The organism is Parvibaculum sp., from assembly GCF_035325945.1.
In the GTDB taxonomy this organism is placed as follows: Bacteria; Pseudomonadota; Alphaproteobacteria; order Parvibaculales; family Parvibaculaceae; genus Parvibaculum.
Genome location: NZ_DAOKYX010000013.1, coordinates 1 through 17,467 on the forward strand (window position 1 = coordinate 1; position 17,467 = coordinate 17,467).

Genomic DNA, 17,467 nt, shown 5'->3' on the forward strand with positions numbered 1-17,467 from the left:
GCAAAGAAAAACGCCGCCCCGGAAGGGCGGCGTTTCGCAGTTCTGATTGAGCGGATGCGGGAGCCGGTCAGGCTTCCGTCTCGCCCTCGGCGGCTTCGCCTTCCTCGGCCGGTGCCAGTTCCTCGGCTTCGAAGAACTCCTCGGCCTCGATCTCGAAGTCCTGATCGCGCTTGGTCAGATCTTCGCCGGACGCCTGGCGCTGCGCCTCTTCCTCCGAACGGGCGATGTTGACCGTCACATTCGAGGAAACTTCCGGGTGCAGAACGATGCGGACTTCGCGAAGGCCGATCGACTTGATCGGATGATCGAGCGAGACCTGGTTGCGGTCCGTCGAGAAGCCGCCCGCGGTGAGCGCCAGCGAGATGTCGCGCGTGGTGACCGAACCGTAGAGCTGTCCCGATTCACCCGCCTGACGCAGGATGATGAAGGACTGGCCGTCGAGCCGGGCCTTGACCTGCTCGGCTTCGTTCTTGAGTTCGAGGTTGCGAGCCTCGAGCTGCGCGCGCTGCGACTCGAAGCGCGCGATGTTTTCCTTGGTGGCGCGGAGCGCCTTCTTGCGCGGCAGGAGGAAGTTACGGGCGAAGCCGTCCTTCACTCTCACCACATCGCCCATTTGGCCGAGCTTTTCCACCCGTTCCAGAAGTACGACCTGCATGTCTGTCTCCTTTCCCGGGCTCAGCCGATGACGTAGGGCAGAAGCGCGAGGAAGCGCGCGCGCTTGATGGCGCGGGCGAGTTCACGCTGCTTCTTGGCGGAAACCGCCGTGATGCGGCTCGGAACGATCTTGCCGCGCTCCGAGATGTAGCGCTGCAGGAGCTTCACGTCCTTGTAGTCGATCTTCGGGGCGTTGGCGCCGGAGAAGGGGCAGGTCTTGCGGCGGCGGAAGAAGGGCCGGCGCGCGGGGGCTGCTGATGTGCTCATTATTCGTCACTCCCTTCCGAAGCTGCTTCGTCGCGGTCGCGCGAGAAGCGGGGGCGGTCGCCACGGGGACGGTCGCCACGGTCGAATCGGTCGCCGCCACGGCGCTCGTCGCGGCCGCCACGGTTCTGCAGCATCGCCGACTGGCCGGTCTCATGCTCCTCGACGCGGATGGTGAGGATGCGGATGACGTCTTCGTTGATGCCCTGCTGACGCTCCATTTCGGCAACGGCTGCCGCCGGCGCGTCGATGTTCATGAGCGTATAGTGACCCTTGCGGTTCTTCTTCACCTTGAAGGCGAGGTTCCGTAGGCCCCAATATTCGGTCTTGCTGACCGAACCGCCATTTTCCTTGATGATGTTCGAGAACTGTTCGACCAGTCCTTCGACCTGCTGCTGCGACACGTCCTGTCGCGCAATGAAAACATGCTCGTAAAGAGCCATTGAGCCTTTTCCCATTTGTATCCGGCCCCGGCGCAAAGCCCCCTTTGAGCCCTTGAAAAGGCTCTAAAGGACCACCAAAAGAGCGGAGACACCGGAGCCCGGGATTTCTCCCTGCCGCGCCTTTGGGGCACGGTGCGCCGTTCAGCCTCCAACCAAGGCCTTCAGAAGCCGCGCAATATAAGGAAAAACCCCGGAGAAGCAAGGGGGCAGGCGCTGGGTGCGGCCATGCGGGCGCCTCTTGCAGGCGCGGCGGAAAGCGGCGGAATTCGGGGGATCGGCCGGGCTTCTTGACTCGACTCTGCCTGCCTGTATCTCTTTCCGCTTCCGGGCCGCGAAGAGCCCGTGTCAGTTAACAGCGTTCGCAGGGAGCGTCGATGAGCAGGGCTTTCACCTTTCCGGGGCAGGGATCGCAGGCGGTCGGCATGGGCCGCGAACTGGGCGAGGCGTTCGCCACGGCGCGCGAGGTCTTCGAGGAGGTGAACGAGGCCCTCGGCCAGAACCTCACCCGGCTGATGTGGGAAGGCCCGCAGGAAGACCTCACCCTGACCGAGAACGCCCAGCCCGCCATCATGGCCGTGAGCCTCGCGGTCGTCCGCACGCTCGAGAAGGAAGGTGGCTTCCGCCTCGCCGACAAGGCGGCCTTCGTCGCCGGCCATTCGCTCGGCGAATATTCGGCGCTCGCCGCCGCCGGCGCCTTCAGCCTCGCCGATACGGCGCGCCTCCTGAAGCGGCGCGGCCAGGCCATGCAGCGCGCCGTGCCGGTCGGCGTCGGCGCCATGGCGGCCCTCCTTGGTCTCGACTATGACGCCGCCGCCGAGGTGGCGAAGGAAGCCGCGCAGGGCGAGGTCTGCGAGGCCGCGAACGACAATGGCGGCGGGCAGGTCGTCGTCTCCGGCGCCAAGGCCGCGGTCGAGCGCGCCATCGAGATCGCCAAGGGCAAGGGCGCGAAGCGCAGCATGCTTCTGCCGGTGAGCGCTCCCTTCCATTGCGCGCTGATGCAGCCCGCCGCCGACGAAATGGCCGACGCGCTCGCCGATGTCGAGATCCGCACGCCCTCCGTGCCGCTCGTCGCCAATGTCACCGCCTCGCGGGTCGCCGATCCGGCCACCATCCGCGATTTGCTGGTGAAGCAGGTGACCGGCATGGTGCGCTGGCGCGAAAGCGTGCTCTACATGGAAGAGCAGGGCGTCACGCATTATGTCGAGACCGGCGCGGGCAAGGCACTTGCCGGCATGATCAAGCGCATTGCGCAGCAATCGCCTGAAATCGTTTCGGTGGGCACGCCCGCCGATATCGAAGCCATTCTGAAGACGATTTAAAACGGGGAGCCAACATGTTCGACCTCACAGGAAAAACCGCGCTCGTCACGGGCGCGTCGGGCGGCATCGGCTCCGACATCGCCCGCGCGCTCCACGGGCAGGGCGCGACGGTCGCGCTCTCCGGCACGCGCCGGGAGGCGCTCGATGGGCTCGCCGCCGAGCTTGGCGGCCGCACGCATGTGCTGCCCTGCAACCTCTCGGATGCGGCCGCAGTCGATGCGCTGCCGAAGCAGGCCGAGGACGCGATGGGCGGCCTCGACATTCTCGTCAACAATGCGGGCCTCACCCGCGACAATCTCTTCATGCGGATGAAGGACGAGGAGTGGGACGAGGTTATCCGCGTCAATCTCACCGCCGCCTTCCGCCTCTCGCGCGCCAGCCTTCGCGGCATGATGAAGCGCCGCTTCGGCCGCATCATCGGAATCACTTCCGTCGTCGGCGTGATGGGCAATCCCGGCCAGGGCAACTATGCGGCATCGAAGGCCGGCATGATCGGCATGACGAAGTCGCTGGCGCAGGAAGTGGCGAGCCGCAACATCACCGCGAATTGCGTCGCGCCGGGCTTCATCCGCAGCGCCATGACCGATGCGCTGACCGACGATCAGAAGGGCCGCATCATGGGAACGATTCCCGCCGGCCGGCTCGGCGAGGCGAGCGAGATCGCCGCCGCCGTGGTCTTTCTGGCCAGCAACGAGGCCGCCTATGTGACCGGCCAGACGATCCATGTTAACGGTGGTATGGCGATGATCTGATCCGTGAAGTTCGCGTCCAGAGCAGAAAATCAAATGAAATCAGTGGTCTGGTTAACCTTTTCAATGTAGCGCCTTTTCTGGTGCGGGAACGAAAAGTGTGTTACCTAGGCCCTCGATTTGGCTTGCGGTCCTGCCTTGAAATGGGCCAGAAGAAGGGCAGTCTTTCCGCCGAATTCGATCGCTAGTTTCCTCTGAGCCGATGGCATGGGGAGTGGGGCGTGAGGCCGGTCTAAAACAGGAATCTGAGGATTTAAAATGAGTGATATCGCGGAACGCTTGAAGAAGATCGTGGTCGAGCACCTCGGCGTCGACGCCGACAAGGTGACCGAGAACGCGAGCTTCATCGATGATCTCGGTGCGGACAGTCTCGACAACGTCGAACTCGTGATGGCGTTCGAGGAAGAATTCGGCGTCGAAATCCCGGACGATGCCGCCGAGAAGATCCTGACCGTCAAGGACGCAATCGAGTTCGTGAAGGCGAACGCGAAGGCCTGATTACGGACGCGAGGGAGCGCGGGAGACCGCGCTCCGCCGCGTGCGCGGGGGCCGTTCGCGGCCCCGGCCTCGCGGCTCTGCTTCGGGTTTCAAGTGAGACGCCCCTGATCGGGCGGCGGGGGAGTAGGAAGAGACATGAGACGGGTTGTCGTCACCGGACTTGGCATGGTCTCGCCGCTCGGATGCGGCGTCGAAACCACATGGAAAAGGATTCTGAACGGAGAATCCGGCGCCGGAAGAATCGAGAAGTTCGAGACTGACGACCTCCCCTGCAAGATCGCTTGCGAAGTGCCGCGCACGGGCGAAGGCGCGTTCCTCCAGGATGACTGGATGGACGCCAAGGAAGCCAAGCGCGTCGACGAATTCATCGTTTTTGCCGTAGCTGCCGCGACCCAGGCGCTCAACGATGCGGACTGGCATCCCTCGACCGAGGAAGAGCGCTGCCGCACCGGCACGCTGATCGGCTCCGGCATTGGCGGCCTGCAAGGCATCGCCGAAACGGCGCTCATCCTGAATGAAAAGGGCCCGCGCCGCGTGAGCCCCTTCTTCATCACGGGCCGCCTCATCAATCTCGCCTCGGGCTATGTCTCGATCCAGCATGGGCTCAAGGGCCCGAACCATTCGGTCGTCACGGCCTGCTCGACGGGCGCTCATGCGATCGGCGATGCGGCGCGGCTCATCGCGCTCGACGATGCCGACGTCATGGTCGCGGGCGGCACCGAATCGGCGATCAGCCGTATCGGCATTGCGGGCTTCGCTGCCTGCCGCGCTCTCTCGACGAGCTTCAACGACGAGCCCAAGCGCGCCTCGCGTCCCTATGACAAGGACCGCGACGGTTTCGTGATGGGCGAGGGCGCGGGCATCGTGGTGCTCGAGGAATATGAGCACGCCAAGGCGCGAGGCGCGAAGATTTACGCCGAGGTCGTGGGCTACGGCCTCTCCGGCGATGCCTACCACATCACCGCTCCGCCCGAGGACGGCAATGGCGGCTTCCGCTCGATGCAGGCGGCGCTCAAGCGTGCCGGCATCTCGGCTTCCGAGATCGATTACGTGAACGCGCATGGCACCTCGACCATGGCCGACACGATCGAGCTTGCGGCGGTCACGCGTCTTCTCGGCAACGCCGTCAACAAGACCTCCATGTCCTCGACGAAATCGTCGATCGGCCATCTGCTCGGCGCTGCCGGTGCGGTCGAGGCCATCTTCTGCATGCTGGCGATCCGCGACGGCATCGTTCCGCCGACGCTCAACCTCGAAAATCCCGAGGTCGAGACGGAGATGGATCTCGTGCCGCTGAAGGCGAAGCGGAAGGAAGTGAACTACGCCCTGTCGAACTCCTTCGGTTTCGGCGGCACGAACGCCTCGCTGGTGCTCAAGAAAGTCGATTAATTGACGAAGGAAGGCGAAACGCCTGCCGATGCGTCCGGCACTTCGCCGGTTCGGCGAAGGCTGCTCGCGCGTGTCCTGCTGTTTCTTCTGGTCGTGCTGCCATCCTCTCTGGCCGTTCTCGCCGGCGGAGCCTTCCTCTATGGCAAATGGCGCTTCGAGGCGGCGGGTTCCGCCGCCTCGCCGACGGTCGTGTGGCTCGCGCCGGGGCTCGGCCTCAATGCGATCAGCGAGCGTCTCGCGGACGCCCATGTGCTCGACGAGCCGCTCGTCTTTCGCGTCGCCGTCCGCCTCAACCGGAGCGCGGGCAGGCTCAAGGCCGGCGAATATGAAATTCCGGCACATGCCAGCATGGCGGAAATCGTCCGTATCCTGAGGGAAGGCAAATCGATCGTCCATCGCCTCACCGTGCCCGAGGGACTGACGAGCTGGCAGGTGATGGAGATCGTGAAGGGCGATCCGGTGCTGACGGGCGACATGCCGCTCGTTCCGGATGAAGGCTCGCTCCTGCCGGAGACCTATCACTTCACTCGTGGCACGACGCGCGCCCAGATCGTGCAGCGCATGCAGAAATCTGCCTCCGCCCTCATCAACGAGCTGTGGCCGCATCGCGCGGAAAACCTGCCTTACAAGACGCAGAAGGAAGCGATCATTCTCGCCTCCATCGTCGAGAAGGAAACGGGGCTCGCCGCCGAGCGCCCGCGCGTGGCCGCCGTCTTCGTCAATCGCCTGCGCAAGTCGATGCGGCTGCAATCCGATCCGACGATCATCTATGGGGTGACGGGCGGCAAGGGATCGCTCGGGCGACCGATCAGGCGCAGCGAACTCGACCGCGTGACGCCCTACAACACCTATCAGGTGGACGGACTGCCGCCGACGCCGATCAGCAATCCGGGCCGCGCCTCGATCGAGGCCGTGCTCAATCCGCCCGAGACGAAGGATCTTTATTTCGTCGCCGACGGCACGGGCGGCCATGCCTTTTCGACTTCGCTAGACGAGCACCAGCGCAATGTGAGCCACTGGCGCCGCGTCGAAAAAGGCATGGCGGGCCGATCCGCCGCGCCCGCGCCTGAACCCGAACGAAAAACTCCGGGCAAGGCGGAAGCACCGCCCCCCGCCGCCGCGCCGGCGTTGCCCATGCGCGCCCCGGCGAAGCGCGCGGGCGGCTAGCCGTTCTTGCTATACTCCCGGCCGTAATCGCGTGATTCTTGGAAGGTTCCGCCGATGCCCCTGATCAGCATGACAGGCTTTTCCCGCGCGGATGGCGAGCAGGGGCTCGCCCGCTGGCATTGGGAATTGCGAAGCGTCAACGGCAAGGGGCTCGACGTGCGCTTCCGCCTGCCGCCGGGCTTCGAGAGCATCGAGCCGCGGCTGCGCGAGGAACTGGGGCGGCATGCGCGGCGCGGCAATGTACAGGCATCGCTGACGCTCGACCGCGCAAAGACCGCGGCACCTCTCCGCATCAATCAGGATGCGCTCGCCGCCGTTCTCGGCGCCATCCGCAGCCTGCGGGGCGAAGTCGAACTCGCGCCGCCGAGCCCGGAGGGCATTCTGGCGCTGAAGGGCGTTCTTGAAAGCGCCGAGGCCGAGGAGAACGAGGACGAGCGCGCTGCCTTCGAGGCCGCGCTCGTCTCTTCCTTCGGCGTGGCGGCAGCCGCGCTCGCGAAGGCCCGCGCCGATGAGGGGCGCAAGCTCGAAACAGTTCTGCGCGAGCATGTCGATGAGATAGAAAGGCTGACGCGCCAGGCGGCGGCCTCGCCGGTGGTGAGCGTCGACGCCATGCGCGCGCGCCTCAAGGCGCAGATTGCCGAGCTTCTCGGGGCCTCGCCGTCGCTATCGGAGGAGCGGCTCGCTCAGGAAGCCGCGCTGCTCGCGACCAAGGCCGATGTGCGCGAGGAGATCGACCGTCTCATCGCCCATGTCGCGCAGGCGCGCGACCTTTTTGCAAGCGGCGAGCCCGCGGGCCGCAGGCTCGATTTTCTCACGCAGGAGTTCAACCGCGAGGCGAACACGCTTTGCTCGAAGGCCGCCGATGTCAGCCTCACGCGCATCGGCCTCGAGCTCAAGGCGGTGATCGATCAGCTCCGCGAGCAGGTGCAGAACGTCGAATGAAAAGAGAGAGCGCATGAGCGTGGTCAATGTCGGACGCCGGGGCCTGATGCTTGCCTTGTCCTCGCCCTCGGGCGCAGGCAAGACGACGCTTTCCCGGATGCTGCTGGAAAGCGACCAGATGATCACCATGTCGGTTTCCGCGACCACGCGCCCGCCGCGTCCGGGCGAGGTGCATGGCCGCGACTACTACTTCATCAGCGCCGAGGATTTCGGCGTAATGCGAAACCGCGGCGAGTTTCTGGAGAGCGCCAAGGTCTTCGGCAACTACTACGGAACGCCGAGCGCTCCGGTGCAGGAGGCGCTGGCGCGCGGGCACGACGTTCTTTTCGATATCGACTGGCAGGGCACTCAGCAGATCGATGAGATGGCGCATGAAGACCTCGTGAAGGTCTTCGTTCTTCCGCCTTCGGCGCAAGACCTCGAGCGGCGCTTGCGGACCCGCGCGCAGGATGCCGACGATGTGGTGGCCACGCGGATGGCCAAGGCATCCGACGAGATCAGCCACTATCAGGAATACGAATACATCATCATCAACGACGACATCGACCGCGCCTTTCTGGAATTGCGCGCGATCCTTCAGGCCGAGCGCATTCGCCGAAGGCGGCTCACCGGCCTGTCGAATTTCGTCAAGCAGTTGCGCGACACGCTCTGACCGCGAGGGCGCCCGCGGCCCGCGCGTCGGGGGCTAGAGGCAGCCCATGACGGGCAGGAGGTCGTCGGCCTTCTGTTTCTGCTCCGCCGAGAGAACCTTGTAGAGCCCTTCGGTCGCGGGCTTCAGCGCCTCGAGCGCGGCAAGCCTCGATTTCATCATGCGGATGTGCAGGTCGAAGAAGTTGACCGCCGAGCGATCGTCCGAGCGCAAGGCGTCGTACATCTGCTTGTGCATGCTGGCCATGACCTGCGCATTGGCACGCTGCGCGTCGGCATAGGCGTCCCAGGCCGCGCCTTGCGCATCGGTGATCTTGAGCTCCGCCTTGAGGAAGGCAAGCCGCCCCTCGACATAGCTGTCGATATCGGCGCCGCCGCTGTCGGCGCGATAGCCGAACATGCCGCAGCCGCCCATCATGCCGGGGCCCCAGCCGCGGCCGTAGCCAGATCCATAACCCATCATTCCGGGCCCCCAGCCGCCCATCATGCCCGGCCCCCAGCCTTGTCCCCAGCCTTGCCCCCAGCCGGGCCCGGGCCCTCGTCCCTGTCCCATCATTCCGGGCCAGTTGCGCTGTTGCGGCGGGCTCGCCTCCTGCGCGAAGGCGATCGGGCTGCAAAGAAGCGCAAGCAGGGTGATGAGCGCGGCAAGCCTGAGTTTCATGGCGTCCTCCTCGCATGGGTGAGGCGGCCATTTTGTGTCGCGCATGCGGGGCAGGTCATTGCGCGAGGTCAAAATTCAGGCGCTGTCCACGGCGGCGCGGAGCAGGGCATCGACCTTCGTGGCGACCTGATCGAGCTTCGGGTTCCCGACGGCACTCATGGAGGCGAGGGGATTGATCGCCGCGATCTCGACCCAGCGCGGCCCGCTTTCGCGCACGATCACATTGCAGGGCAGCATGGTGCCGATCTTGTTTTCGACCTCGAGCGCCTTCGCCGCCATTTCGGGATTGCACGCGCCCAATATCCGGTAAGGCGACATGTCGAGACCGAGCTTCTTCTTCATCGTCGCGGCGATGTCGATGTCGGTGAGCACCCCGAAGCCCTGTTTGGCGAGCGCGGAGGTGATGCGCGCGACCGCGTCGTCGAACGAGGTCTCCAGCGTCCGGGCATGGTAGTAGGTCATGATGCGCGTCTCCCTGGAAGCCGCCGGCGGGCATCGAGGAGGCGGGCGCCTCATGCGGAGAAGCGCGCTACCCCGTGCCGAACATGATGTTCAGCATGGAGAAGCGGCGCTCCGCCGCATTGAGCGAGATCAAGACGCGAGGATGAGCCTCAGGGCTTCAGCACGACGCGGCCGAGAACCTGGCCGTGGCGGAGATCGTCGAGCGTCTTCGAGGCCTGCCCGAGCGGGCGCTCCTGAACGGGGATCGGATCGATCTTGCCCGCCTTCACGAGTTCCATCATCTCAAGCGTTTCGCCGAGCGAGCCCACATAGGAGCCGCCGATCGTGATCGCGCGCATGGGGAACATCGGGATCGGCATGGAGAAGCCGCCGCCGAAAAGCCCGACGACCACGACATGGCCGCCCTTGCGGACCGCGCTGGTGGCGAATTTGAGCGAAGCTTCGGAGCCGACGAAATCGACGGCGGCGGGCACACCGCCATTGGTGTCGGCGAGGAGCTTCTTCAGCGCGTCCTCGTCCTTCGGGTTGTAGACCTCATGCGCGCCCGAGCCGCGCGCGGCCTGAAGCTTCTGCTCGTCGACATCGGCGCCGAGCGGGGCCGCCTTGAACATCGCCTTCGCGAATTGCAGGCCCATCATGCCGACGCCGCCAAGGCCGACCACGAGCACGCGCTCTTCGGGGCTGACTTCGCCGAGCTTCTTCATCGCGCTATAGGCCGTGAGCCCGGAGCACATATAGGTGGCGGCAAGGCCCTGCGACACGCCGGTATAGTCGATGAGGTAGCGCGGATGGGGCACGAGCACATGGGTCGCATAGCCGCCCGCAACCTGAATGCCGAGATTCGCGGGCTTGTTGCAGAGGTGTTCCTCACCGCGCCGGCAGGTCGGGCATTCGCCGCAGCCGATCCACGGGAAGGCGACGCGGCGCTGGCCGACGGCCACACCTTCCGCATCCTCGCCGAAGGCGATCACTTCGCCTTCGATTTCGTGGCCGAGCGTGAAGGGCAGCTTGCGGCCGCCGCGCACATCGAGCTTGTTGCCGCCGCCGAGATCGAAATAGCCGTCATGGAGATGCACGTCCGAGTGACAGACGCCGCAATGCGTGACCTTGAGAAGCACCTGCGTGCCCGTCGGCTGCGGCGTCTCGCCTTCGATTTCCTTGAGCGGCTGGCCGTAATCGACGATCGCTTGCGATTTCATGGGGTGTCTCCTCTACTGTGCATGAGGCCGTCTGCGCATTTCCGCAGCGTCCGGTTGCCGCAATGTTGCACGCCGGGGCCGAAGCGACAACTGCCAGAGAGCGGCGTTCAGCCCGTTGCGGCGAAGGCTCTCGCCAGCGCGCAGAACTGTTCGACGCTGAGTTCCTCCGCGCGCTGCGTCGCATCGATTCCCGCTGCCTCGATCATCGCGGCGGGATTTGCCGTCAGCGATTTGAGGCTCGAGCGCAGCATCTTGCGGCGCTGGCCGAAGGCGGCGGCGACGACGCGCTCGAGCGCGCGCGGATCGGCGGGGGCGAGCACCTGCGCGCGCGGAATGAGTTCGACCACGGTCGATGTCACCGCGGGCGGCGGCGTGAAGGCGCTGCGGTTCACATCGAAGAGCATGCGGGGTCGCGTCCGCCATTGCGCGAGCACGGCGAGCCGGCCATAGGCCTTGCCGCCCGGCGGGGCGACGATCCGCTCGGCGACCTCCTTCTGGAACATGAGCGTCAGGCTCGCATACCAGGGCGGCCAGGGCTCGGTCTGGAGCCAGCGCACGAGGAGCGGCGTTGCGATGTTGTAGGGCAGATTGGCGACGATGCGCGCCGGCCCTTTCACCAGCGCGGCCATGTCCGTTTCGAGCGCGTCCCCCTCGATGATGGTGAGGCGGCCCGGATAGGCGGCGGCGATTTCCTCCAGCGCCGGAAGGCAGCGCCTGTCGCGCTCGATGGCGATGACGCGGGACGCGCCCTCGGCCAGAAGCGCGCGCGTGAGGCCGCCTGGTCCCGGCCCGACCTCGATGACCTCATAACCCTCGAGCGGGCCCGCGGCCCGCGCGATGCGGCCGGTGAGATTGAGATCGAGAAGGAAATTCTGCCCGAGCGCCTTCAGCGCGCCGAGACCATGCTTCGCGATGACTTCGCGCAAGGGAGGCAGTGTGTCCCCGGTCATGCGGCAGCCCGGTGGCGCGCGATCTCCTGCGCGAGCCTGATGGCCTCGATGAGGCTCCCCGGATGGGCGATGCCCTTGCCCGCAATGTCGAGCGCCGTTCCGTGGTCGGGCGATGTGCGGATAATGGGAAGGCCGAGCGTCGTGTTGACGCCGCGCTCGAAGTCGATCGTCTTGATCGGTATCAGCGCCTGATCGTGATACATGCAGAGCGCGGCGTCGTATCGCGCGCGCGCGGCCGCATGGAACATGGTGTCGGGCGGCAGCGGCCCCGCCACCTCAGCGCCCTCGCGCCTTATCGCATCGAGCGCCGGTTCAATGATCTCGATCTCTTCCCGCCCGATATGTCCCTCTTCGCCGGCATGCGGATTGAGGCCCGCGACCGCGATGCGGGGGCGGGTGATGCCGAAGTCGCGGCGAAGCGCGCGGGCAAGGATGACGCCCTTTTCCGCGATCATGTTCGTGGTGAGCGTGGGCACGACGGCGCCGAGCGCGATATGCACAGTGACCGGCACGACGCGAAGCCCGGGGCAGGAGAGCATCATGACCGGCGTCGCGCCACCCGTGCGCATGGCGAGATATTCCGTGTGCCCCGGCACGTCGAGCCCAGCTTCATAGAGCGCGCGCTTGTGAATGGGGTTGGTAACGAGCGCCGACGCCGCGCCCGATGAAGCGAGATCGCAGGCGAGGTCGATCGCGCGCATGACGGCCGCCGCATTGGCGGGCGCAAGGCGGCCGTCCTCCACCGGTGCACCTAGCGCGATCGGTAGCACGGGAAGGGCGTGGTCGAATGCCGACAGCGCCTCGGCCGGGCTCGAAATTTCGGCGACGGGAATGTCGAGCATGAGCCGTGCCGCGAGGTCGCGATAGAGCGACGGTGCGCCCACCGCGAAGAAGGCGGGCAGGGTTTCTGCCTTCCGCGCCGCCCATGCCTTGAGCGTCACCTCGGGGGCGATGCCCGCGGGCTCTCCCATGCTGAGCGCAATGGGGGCCAGCGGCGTCGAGCGTGGCTCTGCGGGGCTCTTCATGGCTTTGAGGTCCAGCCCGTCGGCTTCTGGGCCGGCTCCCGGTTTGATTACCTGATGTCGATCACGGCATCGCGGCGCAGGTCGCGGAGGTGACGGCGCGCCATCATCGACAATTGCTGCGAGAAGAGATTGTCCTCGATGTCATCGCGCGTCGGCATGGCGGTCGCGTCGGCCTTGTAGTCGCAGACGGCGATCATCTCGAAGCCCTGCGCGCTGCGGATCGGCGTCAAGACGTGGCCGGGCTTCGCGCCGGCGAGCGCTTCACGGATCCTCTGGTCGAGCTGGCCGAAGCTGACGGTGCGCGGCGCCTGCGCCACTGCGCCGACGATGGATTTGATCTGGTCGGGGATGCCGTCGCAGGTCTTGAACTCGCGCATGAATTTCTGTGCTTCCGCCACGCGCCGCTCGACGAAGGCGGCCGGCGCGTCGGGCGTCAGCGGCAACAGGATATGCGCGAGGGTCCACTGATCCTGCATCGCATCGGGGCCGATGCCGGTCTGCTTGTTGCGGAGTTGCACGATGTAGAAGCCGTTCAGCGTCTGGATCGGATCGGAAACCGCGCCGATCTGCATCTGCTCGATGTTCGGCGCGACATCCTTGGGCAACTGGCTCGCATGCACCCAGCCGATGTCGCCGCCATTGGCCGCGCTCGGAGACTGGCTGAACTGGCGCGCGACGGCGGCGAAGGGCGCGCCCTGGCGAAGCTGCTCCACCAGACGCTGCGCGCCGCCCGCCATTTCCTGTTCCTGCTGCGGGCTGTCATAGGTCAGCAGGATTTCTGACACGAGATAGCGCGGCTGATCGGCCTCGGCCTTGAGCCTGTTGAGAACCTCGTCGACCTCGTCCTGCCCGATATTGATCAGCGGGCCGAATTGCTGCCCGATCACCTTGTTCCAGGCGATGCCCGCGAAGATCTGGCTGAGCAGGGCGTTCTTGGTGATGCCGTTCTCGCTGAGATATTCGTCGATCTCCTTCGGGGTCATGTTGGCCCGCGCGGCGATCTGGTTGTATTCCTTCTCTATGTCTTTCGGATCGACCTTGAGTTCGAGCCGCTGCGATTCTTGAATTTCCAGAATCTCATCGATGAGGCCCCTGAGAACCTGCCCCCTGATGCGGTTCACCGTTTCGGGGTTGTCCGGGATGCCCGACGTCACCATCACGAGCTTCACGCGCTGATCGAGGTCGTAGCGCGAAATGATGTGGTCATTGACGATGGCAGCGATGCCCTGCGCGTCCTGCGCCGCCGAGGCTCCGTCCGGCGCCAGAGCCGCGATGCTGGCCGGGTTCTGCATCGGCATGCCTTCACCGTCGGCCGCCTGAAGCGGGCTGGCCGCCGCGATCCCGAGCAGGCCGGCAAAGGCGACGATGGAGAAAAGCCGGGACAAATTCTTGGCGGCAGGCGTGAACGCGCACGCGAGCTTCATTGGCTTCATGACTCTTTCACAGGGGCCGGAACCCCTCCATTTAGGCCCGGACGGCCCCGGCCTTAAGCGCACAGAATACTTCAATCGGGTCCCTAATCAACCAAGGACGCTGGGCAAAAAAACGCAACTTTTCAGCGGCTTGGCGCCGTTCTATGGGGCTTGCGATCAGTATAGGCCATTCCCCCGGCGGCGATAACCGAACACCTCCTTGGCTGGATTGCCGAGAACCGAGGTGCTGGGGTCGCCGAAGACGGTGGGGCCGGGATTGACGATGCCCATCTGGCCCGGGCGGCTGCCCAGTCCGGCCTCCGAACCCACGCCGGTCGTGCCGAGATTCTTGAAGGTGATCTGGATCAGGAAGGTGTTGGACCTCTGGATGTCCTGATAGCTGATGTTGGACTGGTAGAAGCCGATGGCGAGGCCGAAGCAGTCGTCCTGATAGCCGAGGCCGATCTCATTTGAAATCGTCTGGGAATTGGCGAGGTCGCGCACCGAGCCGCCGAAGAGGCGCCAGTATTCGCTGAGCTTCAGCACCGTGCCGAGCGACACTTCCTCACGCGCGCCGGCGGCTGTCGTGAGCGCCTGGTCCGCGGCGAAATAGGCATAGCCGAGCTGCGTCGTCAGCGGTCCTGTGCGCGCGAGAATGTCGAATTCGTTGCGGCTGAACTTGAAGTCGTTCTTGTTGATGCGGAAGCGATGGACGGCGAACAGGTTGTCGTTGGGCGCAACGCGGATAGCGCCGACATAGTCCGAGCGCTGATCGCGCAATCCGCTCGCCGTGGTGAAGCTCGTGTCTTCGTTCATGCGGAAGCTCTGGCCGAAGAGCACGCTCGCCTGGCCGCCGCCCGACCCGAAGATCGAATAGCGCACGCCGACATTCGTCCGTGCGCCCGTTTCCCAGCGATCGAGGCCGGGAAAGCGATTTTCCGAAAAGAGGCTCGTGTCGTCGAATTCGACATTGAGCGAATCCATGTTCGGAATGCGCTCGTTATTGCCGATGCTGGGCGAGTAGATGACCTGCGCGATCGGCTCGATCACCTCGCGGAGCGAACGGCCGGCGCGCACCAGCGGGTAGCTCGCCTCGGCGCCGAAGGTGGGCAATCCGCGAACGATTGTCTCGTTGCCGAAGTTGATGCCGGGCGCCGCCGGGTTCGGCACCTTGTCGGTCCAGTAGGCATCGCCGCGAAGGCTGGCGAAGAGCCGGTAGACCTCGCCGCCTCTGGCGGTGAACGGCATGTCCCAGTCGAAGCTGCCGGAGACCCGCCGCGAGCCGAGGCCGCCCGGTGTTCCGAGCAGCATGGCGTTGCTGGAGAAGTTGAGGCGCCCGGCCCCGAGCAGATCGCCGAAATAGTGATTGAAGTCCACCGTCGGTGCGACCCAGGGCGTATCGCTGTTGCTGGCGAGCAGCAGGTTCTGGAAGTAATAGGCGTTGGCGGAGAAGCTGTTGCGCCCGTTCACCTGATTGAGGTGGATGTTCGAGGTGAGATCGGTCGCGTTCGACAATCCGTATTTGCGCAGATAGGTGTTGTCGGTGACGAACTCGCTCTGGAAGCCCCAGCTCCAGTCCGGTGCGAGGCTGAATTCGCCATTGCCGAACAGGCTGCCGCGGAAAGGCTCGTCGCCCTGGGTGCCGGGCTTGCGCGTTTCAGGCCAGTTGGCGGTGCCGAAGAAACGGTAGGAACCCTCCGCGATCCGGTGCCGGAATTCGCCCTGATAGACGATGCCTTCCTTGGTGGTGAAGCGCGGCGCGAGGGTCACATCCATGTTGGGCGCGATCGCCCAGAAATAGGGGATAGTGATCTGCTGCCCAAGCTCGGTCGAGCTTGCGAAATCGGGCGCGAGGAAACCGGACTTGCGTTTGACCGTCGGATCGGGCTGCGAGAAGAAGGGCAGATAGAAGACCGGAACGCCGAAAAGCTCCATGAACGCATCTTCGAAGACGATGCGCTGTTCCGTCTTGTTGTGGACGACGCGAAACGCCTTGATCTGCCAGAGCGGGGTCGTCTGTCCCTTCTTCGTGCAGATTTCGCAGGGGCTGTAGACGCCGCGATGAAGCGTGGTGATTTCGCCGCCCTTGCGTTCGGCGTCCCTGCCGGCGAGGCGCGACTTGTCCGTCATGAGAACCGAAAGCGTCTGCGCGACGCCGTCCTTCAGTTCGTTTCGCAGCACGACATGATCGGCGAAGGCGACATTGCCATCCGGGTCGAGCAGGGCGACATGGCCGTCGGCCGTCGAGACGCCGGTGGTCTCGTCATAGGTCACCTTGTCGGCGAGCAGGATGCGTCCGCCATAGGCGATTTCGACATGGCCGGTGGCGGTGACGACCTTGCGCTCGCGGTCATAGGTCAGCTCGTCCGCCTGCATCAGGACTTCGCCCGATTCGGGGTAGGTCCTCGCCGCCTCCGCACCGCCGGGTGCGCGGGGCGTGGCAGATGCCGGGGCGGCCTCGGCCGGCGGCGCGGCGAGGAACGAGAACGCCGCCGCCGCGACAAGCAGTGCAAACCGGCGGCCGGTCGACCCCATCCTCGATCCCCTCTTCAAGTTAGCCCCCAACGTCGATGGATCCGTCCGATATTTAACCGTCTTCGAGGTGAAAGAGAACCGTAAGACCCAAAAGAGCTGCCACGATAGCGGGTGCCCATGCGGCAAGGAAGGGCGGCATGACCCCCGTCGTGCCCAGGGCGAGGGACAGATCGCTCAGGAAGTAGAGCAGAAAACCGGCGAAAACGCCGCCGAGAACGAGCTGGACGAGGCCGCCGAGCCTCGATGCCCGGAGCGAGAAGATCGCCCCGACGAGCACCATGGTGCAGAGCAGAAAAGGCGTCGACAGAATATCATAGAGGTGGAGTCGGTAGCGCAGGGCGGAAAAGCCCGCATCCTCCGCCATCTCGATGAAATGGGGCAGGTCCCAGAACGATATGGTGTCGGGGTCGGCGAAGCTTTCCTGAACCTGGGTGATCGTCAGCGTGGTCGGCTGGCGGTAGCGTTCGAAATACCGGGGCTGGTCGTCGGCCATCGTCACCCAGGCGTCCTTGATATCCCAGTAGCCTGATTCCAGCGACGCGCCCTGGGCGTCGATGCGCCCGATGAAGCGGTCTCCCCGGCTGTAGAGGAGGATGATGACATCCTCAAGCCTGAGGCCGCGCTCGCTGATCCGCAATGCGTGGACGACCGACTGCCCGTTCGGGTCGGCCTGCCGCAGCCAGAGCCCGTTCGACGAGACGGCGAGCAGGCTCGTCTGTCCGCGCAGGAATTTCGCCTCGAGCTGGCTGTAGCGCGCCGACATGGTGGAGGCGACAGGGTTGTAGACGGTGACGAGGAAGATGCCGATGGCGAAGGCGACGCTCAGAGCGGGCGCCAGGAACTGCCATGCCGAAATGCCGGCCGCCCGCGCCACCACAAGCTCCTGATTTCGCGTCAGCCGCAGGAAGGATGCCATGCCGCCGAAAAGCACGGCGAAGGGAAGCGTATCGGCGCCGATGGTCGGCAGTTCGAGCAGCGCCATCGAAGCCAGAACATCGAACGGGATGTTGGGATTGTTGGCCGCGCGCCGCATCAGCTCGACGAGGCTGATCATGTAGATGAGGCAGAGCACGATGCCGAAGGTGATGAGCACCGTCACCAGAAACTGGCGGGCGAAATAACGCGACAGCGTCCATGAAAGGTTCATGCC

Annotated in this window: 18 protein-coding genes; 7 read left to right on the top strand and 11 right to left on the bottom strand. The window is 65.1% G+C overall.

Annotated elements, in window-relative coordinates; all coding sequences use genetic code 11:
- Positions 1-67: 67 nt before the first annotated feature.
- The 3 genes from rplI to rpsF are packed head-to-tail and all read right to left on the bottom strand — an operon-like array spanning position 68 to position 1,361.
- Positions 68-655, bottom strand: coding sequence for a 50S ribosomal protein L9 (gene rplI, locus PKA57_RS08280; RefSeq protein WP_324299416.1), 588 nt, complete (start codon positions 653-655; stop codon positions 68-70).
- 20 nt (positions 656-675) lie between these two features.
- On the bottom strand, positions 676-921 hold the full coding sequence (rpsR, locus tag PKA57_RS08285) for a 30S ribosomal protein S18 (RefSeq protein WP_324299418.1): 246 nt from the start codon (positions 919-921) through the stop codon (positions 676-678).
- Positions 921-1,361 (bottom strand): 30S ribosomal protein S6, encoded by a 441-nt coding sequence (gene rpsF / locus PKA57_RS08290; RefSeq protein WP_324299420.1) that lies wholly within the window; start codon positions 1,359-1,361, stop codon positions 921-923. The genes rpsR and rpsF overlap by 1 nt, the downstream gene beginning before the upstream one ends.
- A gap of 374 nt (positions 1,362-1,735) precedes the next feature.
- On the opposite strand from rpsF, the gene fabD reads away from it, so the two are divergent.
- From fabD to gmk, 7 genes are all read left to right on the top strand, one after another.
- Entirely contained in the window at positions 1,736-2,680 is a 945-nt protein-coding gene (gene fabD, locus PKA57_RS08295) for an ACP S-malonyltransferase (protein ID WP_324299422.1), read from the top strand.
- Between the two features lie 14 nt (positions 2,681-2,694).
- The gene (gene fabG / locus PKA57_RS08300) at positions 2,695-3,432 is read left to right on the top strand and encodes a 3-oxoacyl-[acyl-carrier-protein] reductase (protein WP_324299424.1); all 738 of its coding nucleotides are present in this window, start codon (positions 2,695-2,697) and stop codon (positions 3,430-3,432) included.
- Between the two features lie 255 nt (positions 3,433-3,687).
- Positions 3,688-3,927, top strand: coding sequence for an acyl carrier protein (locus PKA57_RS08305; protein ID WP_324299426.1), 240 nt, complete (start codon positions 3,688-3,690; stop codon positions 3,925-3,927).
- A gap of 135 nt (positions 3,928-4,062) precedes the next feature.
- Entirely contained in the window at positions 4,063-5,316 is a 1,254-nt protein-coding gene (fabF, locus tag PKA57_RS08310) for a beta-ketoacyl-ACP synthase II (protein WP_324299428.1), read from the top strand.
- On the top strand, positions 5,317-6,483 hold the full coding sequence (gene mltG, locus PKA57_RS08315; RefSeq protein ID WP_324299430.1) for an endolytic transglycosylase MltG: 1,167 nt from the start codon (positions 5,317-5,319) through the stop codon (positions 6,481-6,483). It begins immediately after the preceding gene.
- A 54-nt stretch (positions 6,484-6,537) separates the two neighbouring features.
- A complete protein-coding gene (locus PKA57_RS08320; RefSeq protein WP_324299432.1) occupies positions 6,538-7,425 on the top strand; it encodes a YicC/YloC family endoribonuclease in 888 nt (295 codons plus the stop codon).
- 13 nt (positions 7,426-7,438) lie between these two features.
- Complete coding sequence (gene gmk / locus PKA57_RS08325) at positions 7,439-8,077, top strand: guanylate kinase (protein WP_324299434.1); 639 nt, start codon at positions 7,439-7,441, stop codon at positions 8,075-8,077.
- A gap of 33 nt (positions 8,078-8,110) precedes the next feature.
- On the opposite strand, the gene PKA57_RS08330 is transcribed toward gmk, so the two are convergent.
- From PKA57_RS08330 to lptG, 8 genes are all read right to left on the bottom strand, one after another.
- Positions 8,111-8,734 carry a Spy/CpxP family protein refolding chaperone gene (locus tag PKA57_RS08330; RefSeq protein WP_324299436.1) on the bottom strand — a complete coding sequence of 208 codons (624 nt, stop codon included), beginning with the start codon at positions 8,732-8,734 and terminating at the stop codon, positions 8,111-8,113.
- A gap of 75 nt (positions 8,735-8,809) precedes the next feature.
- Entirely contained in the window at positions 8,810-9,196 is a 387-nt protein-coding gene (locus PKA57_RS08335) for a DUF302 domain-containing protein (RefSeq protein WP_324299438.1), read from the bottom strand.
- Between the two features lie 149 nt (positions 9,197-9,345).
- Complete coding sequence (locus PKA57_RS08340) at positions 9,346-10,395, bottom strand: alcohol dehydrogenase (RefSeq protein ID WP_324299441.1); 1,050 nt, start codon at positions 10,393-10,395, stop codon at positions 9,346-9,348.
- A 107-nt stretch (positions 10,396-10,502) separates the two neighbouring features.
- The gene (gene rsmA / locus PKA57_RS08345) at positions 10,503-11,345 is read right to left on the bottom strand and encodes a 16S rRNA (adenine(1518)-N(6)/adenine(1519)-N(6))-dimethyltransferase RsmA (protein ID WP_324299443.1); all 843 of its coding nucleotides are present in this window, start codon (positions 11,343-11,345) and stop codon (positions 10,503-10,505) included.
- Positions 11,342-12,370, bottom strand: a complete 1,029-nt coding sequence (pdxA, locus tag PKA57_RS08350; protein WP_324299445.1) for a 4-hydroxythreonine-4-phosphate dehydrogenase PdxA — start codon at positions 12,368-12,370, stop codon at positions 11,342-11,344. The genes rsmA and pdxA overlap by 4 nt, the downstream gene beginning before the upstream one ends.
- Positions 12,371-12,417: 47 nt before the next feature.
- The gene (locus PKA57_RS08355; RefSeq protein ID WP_324299447.1) at positions 12,418-13,794 is read right to left on the bottom strand and encodes a peptidylprolyl isomerase; all 1,377 of its coding nucleotides are present in this window, start codon (positions 13,792-13,794) and stop codon (positions 12,418-12,420) included.
- A 165-nt stretch (positions 13,795-13,959) separates the two neighbouring features.
- Entirely contained in the window at positions 13,960-16,317 is a 2,358-nt protein-coding gene (locus PKA57_RS08360) for an LPS-assembly protein LptD (RefSeq protein WP_324299449.1), read from the bottom strand.
- Between the two features lie 52 nt (positions 16,318-16,369).
- Positions 16,370-17,464, bottom strand: a complete 1,095-nt coding sequence (lptG, locus tag PKA57_RS08365; RefSeq protein WP_324299451.1) for an LPS export ABC transporter permease LptG — start codon at positions 17,462-17,464, stop codon at positions 16,370-16,372.
- Between the last annotated feature and the right edge of the window lie 3 nt (positions 17,465-17,467).

Bases quoted from the DNA above. Each gene is read 5' to 3' on its own strand.
- rplI (WP_324299416.1), bottom strand. From the start codon at position 655: ATGCAGGTCGTACTTCTGGAACGGGTGGAAAAGCTCGGCCAAATGGGC.
- rpsR (WP_324299418.1), bottom strand. From the start codon at position 921: ATGAGCACATCAGCAGCCCCCGCGCGCCGGCCCTTCTTCCGCCGCCGC.
- rpsF (WP_324299420.1), bottom strand. From the start codon at position 1,361: ATGGCTCTTTACGAGCATGTTTTCATTGCGCGACAGGACGTGTCGCAG.
- fabD (WP_324299422.1), top strand. From the start codon at position 1,736: ATGAGCAGGGCTTTCACCTTTCCGGGGCAGGGATCGCAGGCGGTCGGC.
- fabG (WP_324299424.1), top strand. From the start codon at position 2,695: ATGTTCGACCTCACAGGAAAAACCGCGCTCGTCACGGGCGCGTCGGGC.
- PKA57_RS08305 (WP_324299426.1), top strand. From the start codon at position 3,688: ATGAGTGATATCGCGGAACGCTTGAAGAAGATCGTGGTCGAGCACCTC.
- fabF (WP_324299428.1), top strand. From the start codon at position 4,063: ATGAGACGGGTTGTCGTCACCGGACTTGGCATGGTCTCGCCGCTCGGA.
- PKA57_RS08320 (WP_324299432.1), top strand. From the start codon at position 6,538: ATGCCCCTGATCAGCATGACAGGCTTTTCCCGCGCGGATGGCGAGCAG.
- gmk (WP_324299434.1), top strand. From the start codon at position 7,439: ATGAGCGTGGTCAATGTCGGACGCCGGGGCCTGATGCTTGCCTTGTCC.
- PKA57_RS08330 (WP_324299436.1), bottom strand. From the start codon at position 8,734: ATGAAACTCAGGCTTGCCGCGCTCATCACCCTGCTTGCGCTTCTTTGC.
- PKA57_RS08335 (WP_324299438.1), bottom strand. From the start codon at position 9,196: ATGACCTACTACCATGCCCGGACGCTGGAGACCTCGTTCGACGACGCG.
- PKA57_RS08340 (WP_324299441.1), bottom strand. From the start codon at position 10,395: ATGAAATCGCAAGCGATCGTCGATTACGGCCAGCCGCTCAAGGAAATC.
- rsmA (WP_324299443.1), bottom strand. From the start codon at position 11,345: ATGACCGGGGACACACTGCCTCCCTTGCGCGAAGTCATCGCGAAGCAT.
- pdxA (WP_324299445.1), bottom strand. From the start codon at position 12,370: ATGAAGAGCCCCGCAGAGCCACGCTCGACGCCGCTGGCCCCCATTGCG.
- PKA57_RS08355 (WP_324299447.1), bottom strand. From the start codon at position 13,794: ATGAAGCTCGCGTGCGCGTTCACGCCTGCCGCCAAGAATTTGTCCCGG.
- PKA57_RS08360 (WP_324299449.1), bottom strand. From the start codon at position 16,317: ATGGGGTCGACCGGCCGCCGGTTTGCACTGCTTGTCGCGGCGGCGGCG.
- lptG (WP_324299451.1), bottom strand. From the start codon at position 17,464: ATGAACCTTTCATGGACGCTGTCGCGTTATTTCGCCCGCCAGTTTCTG.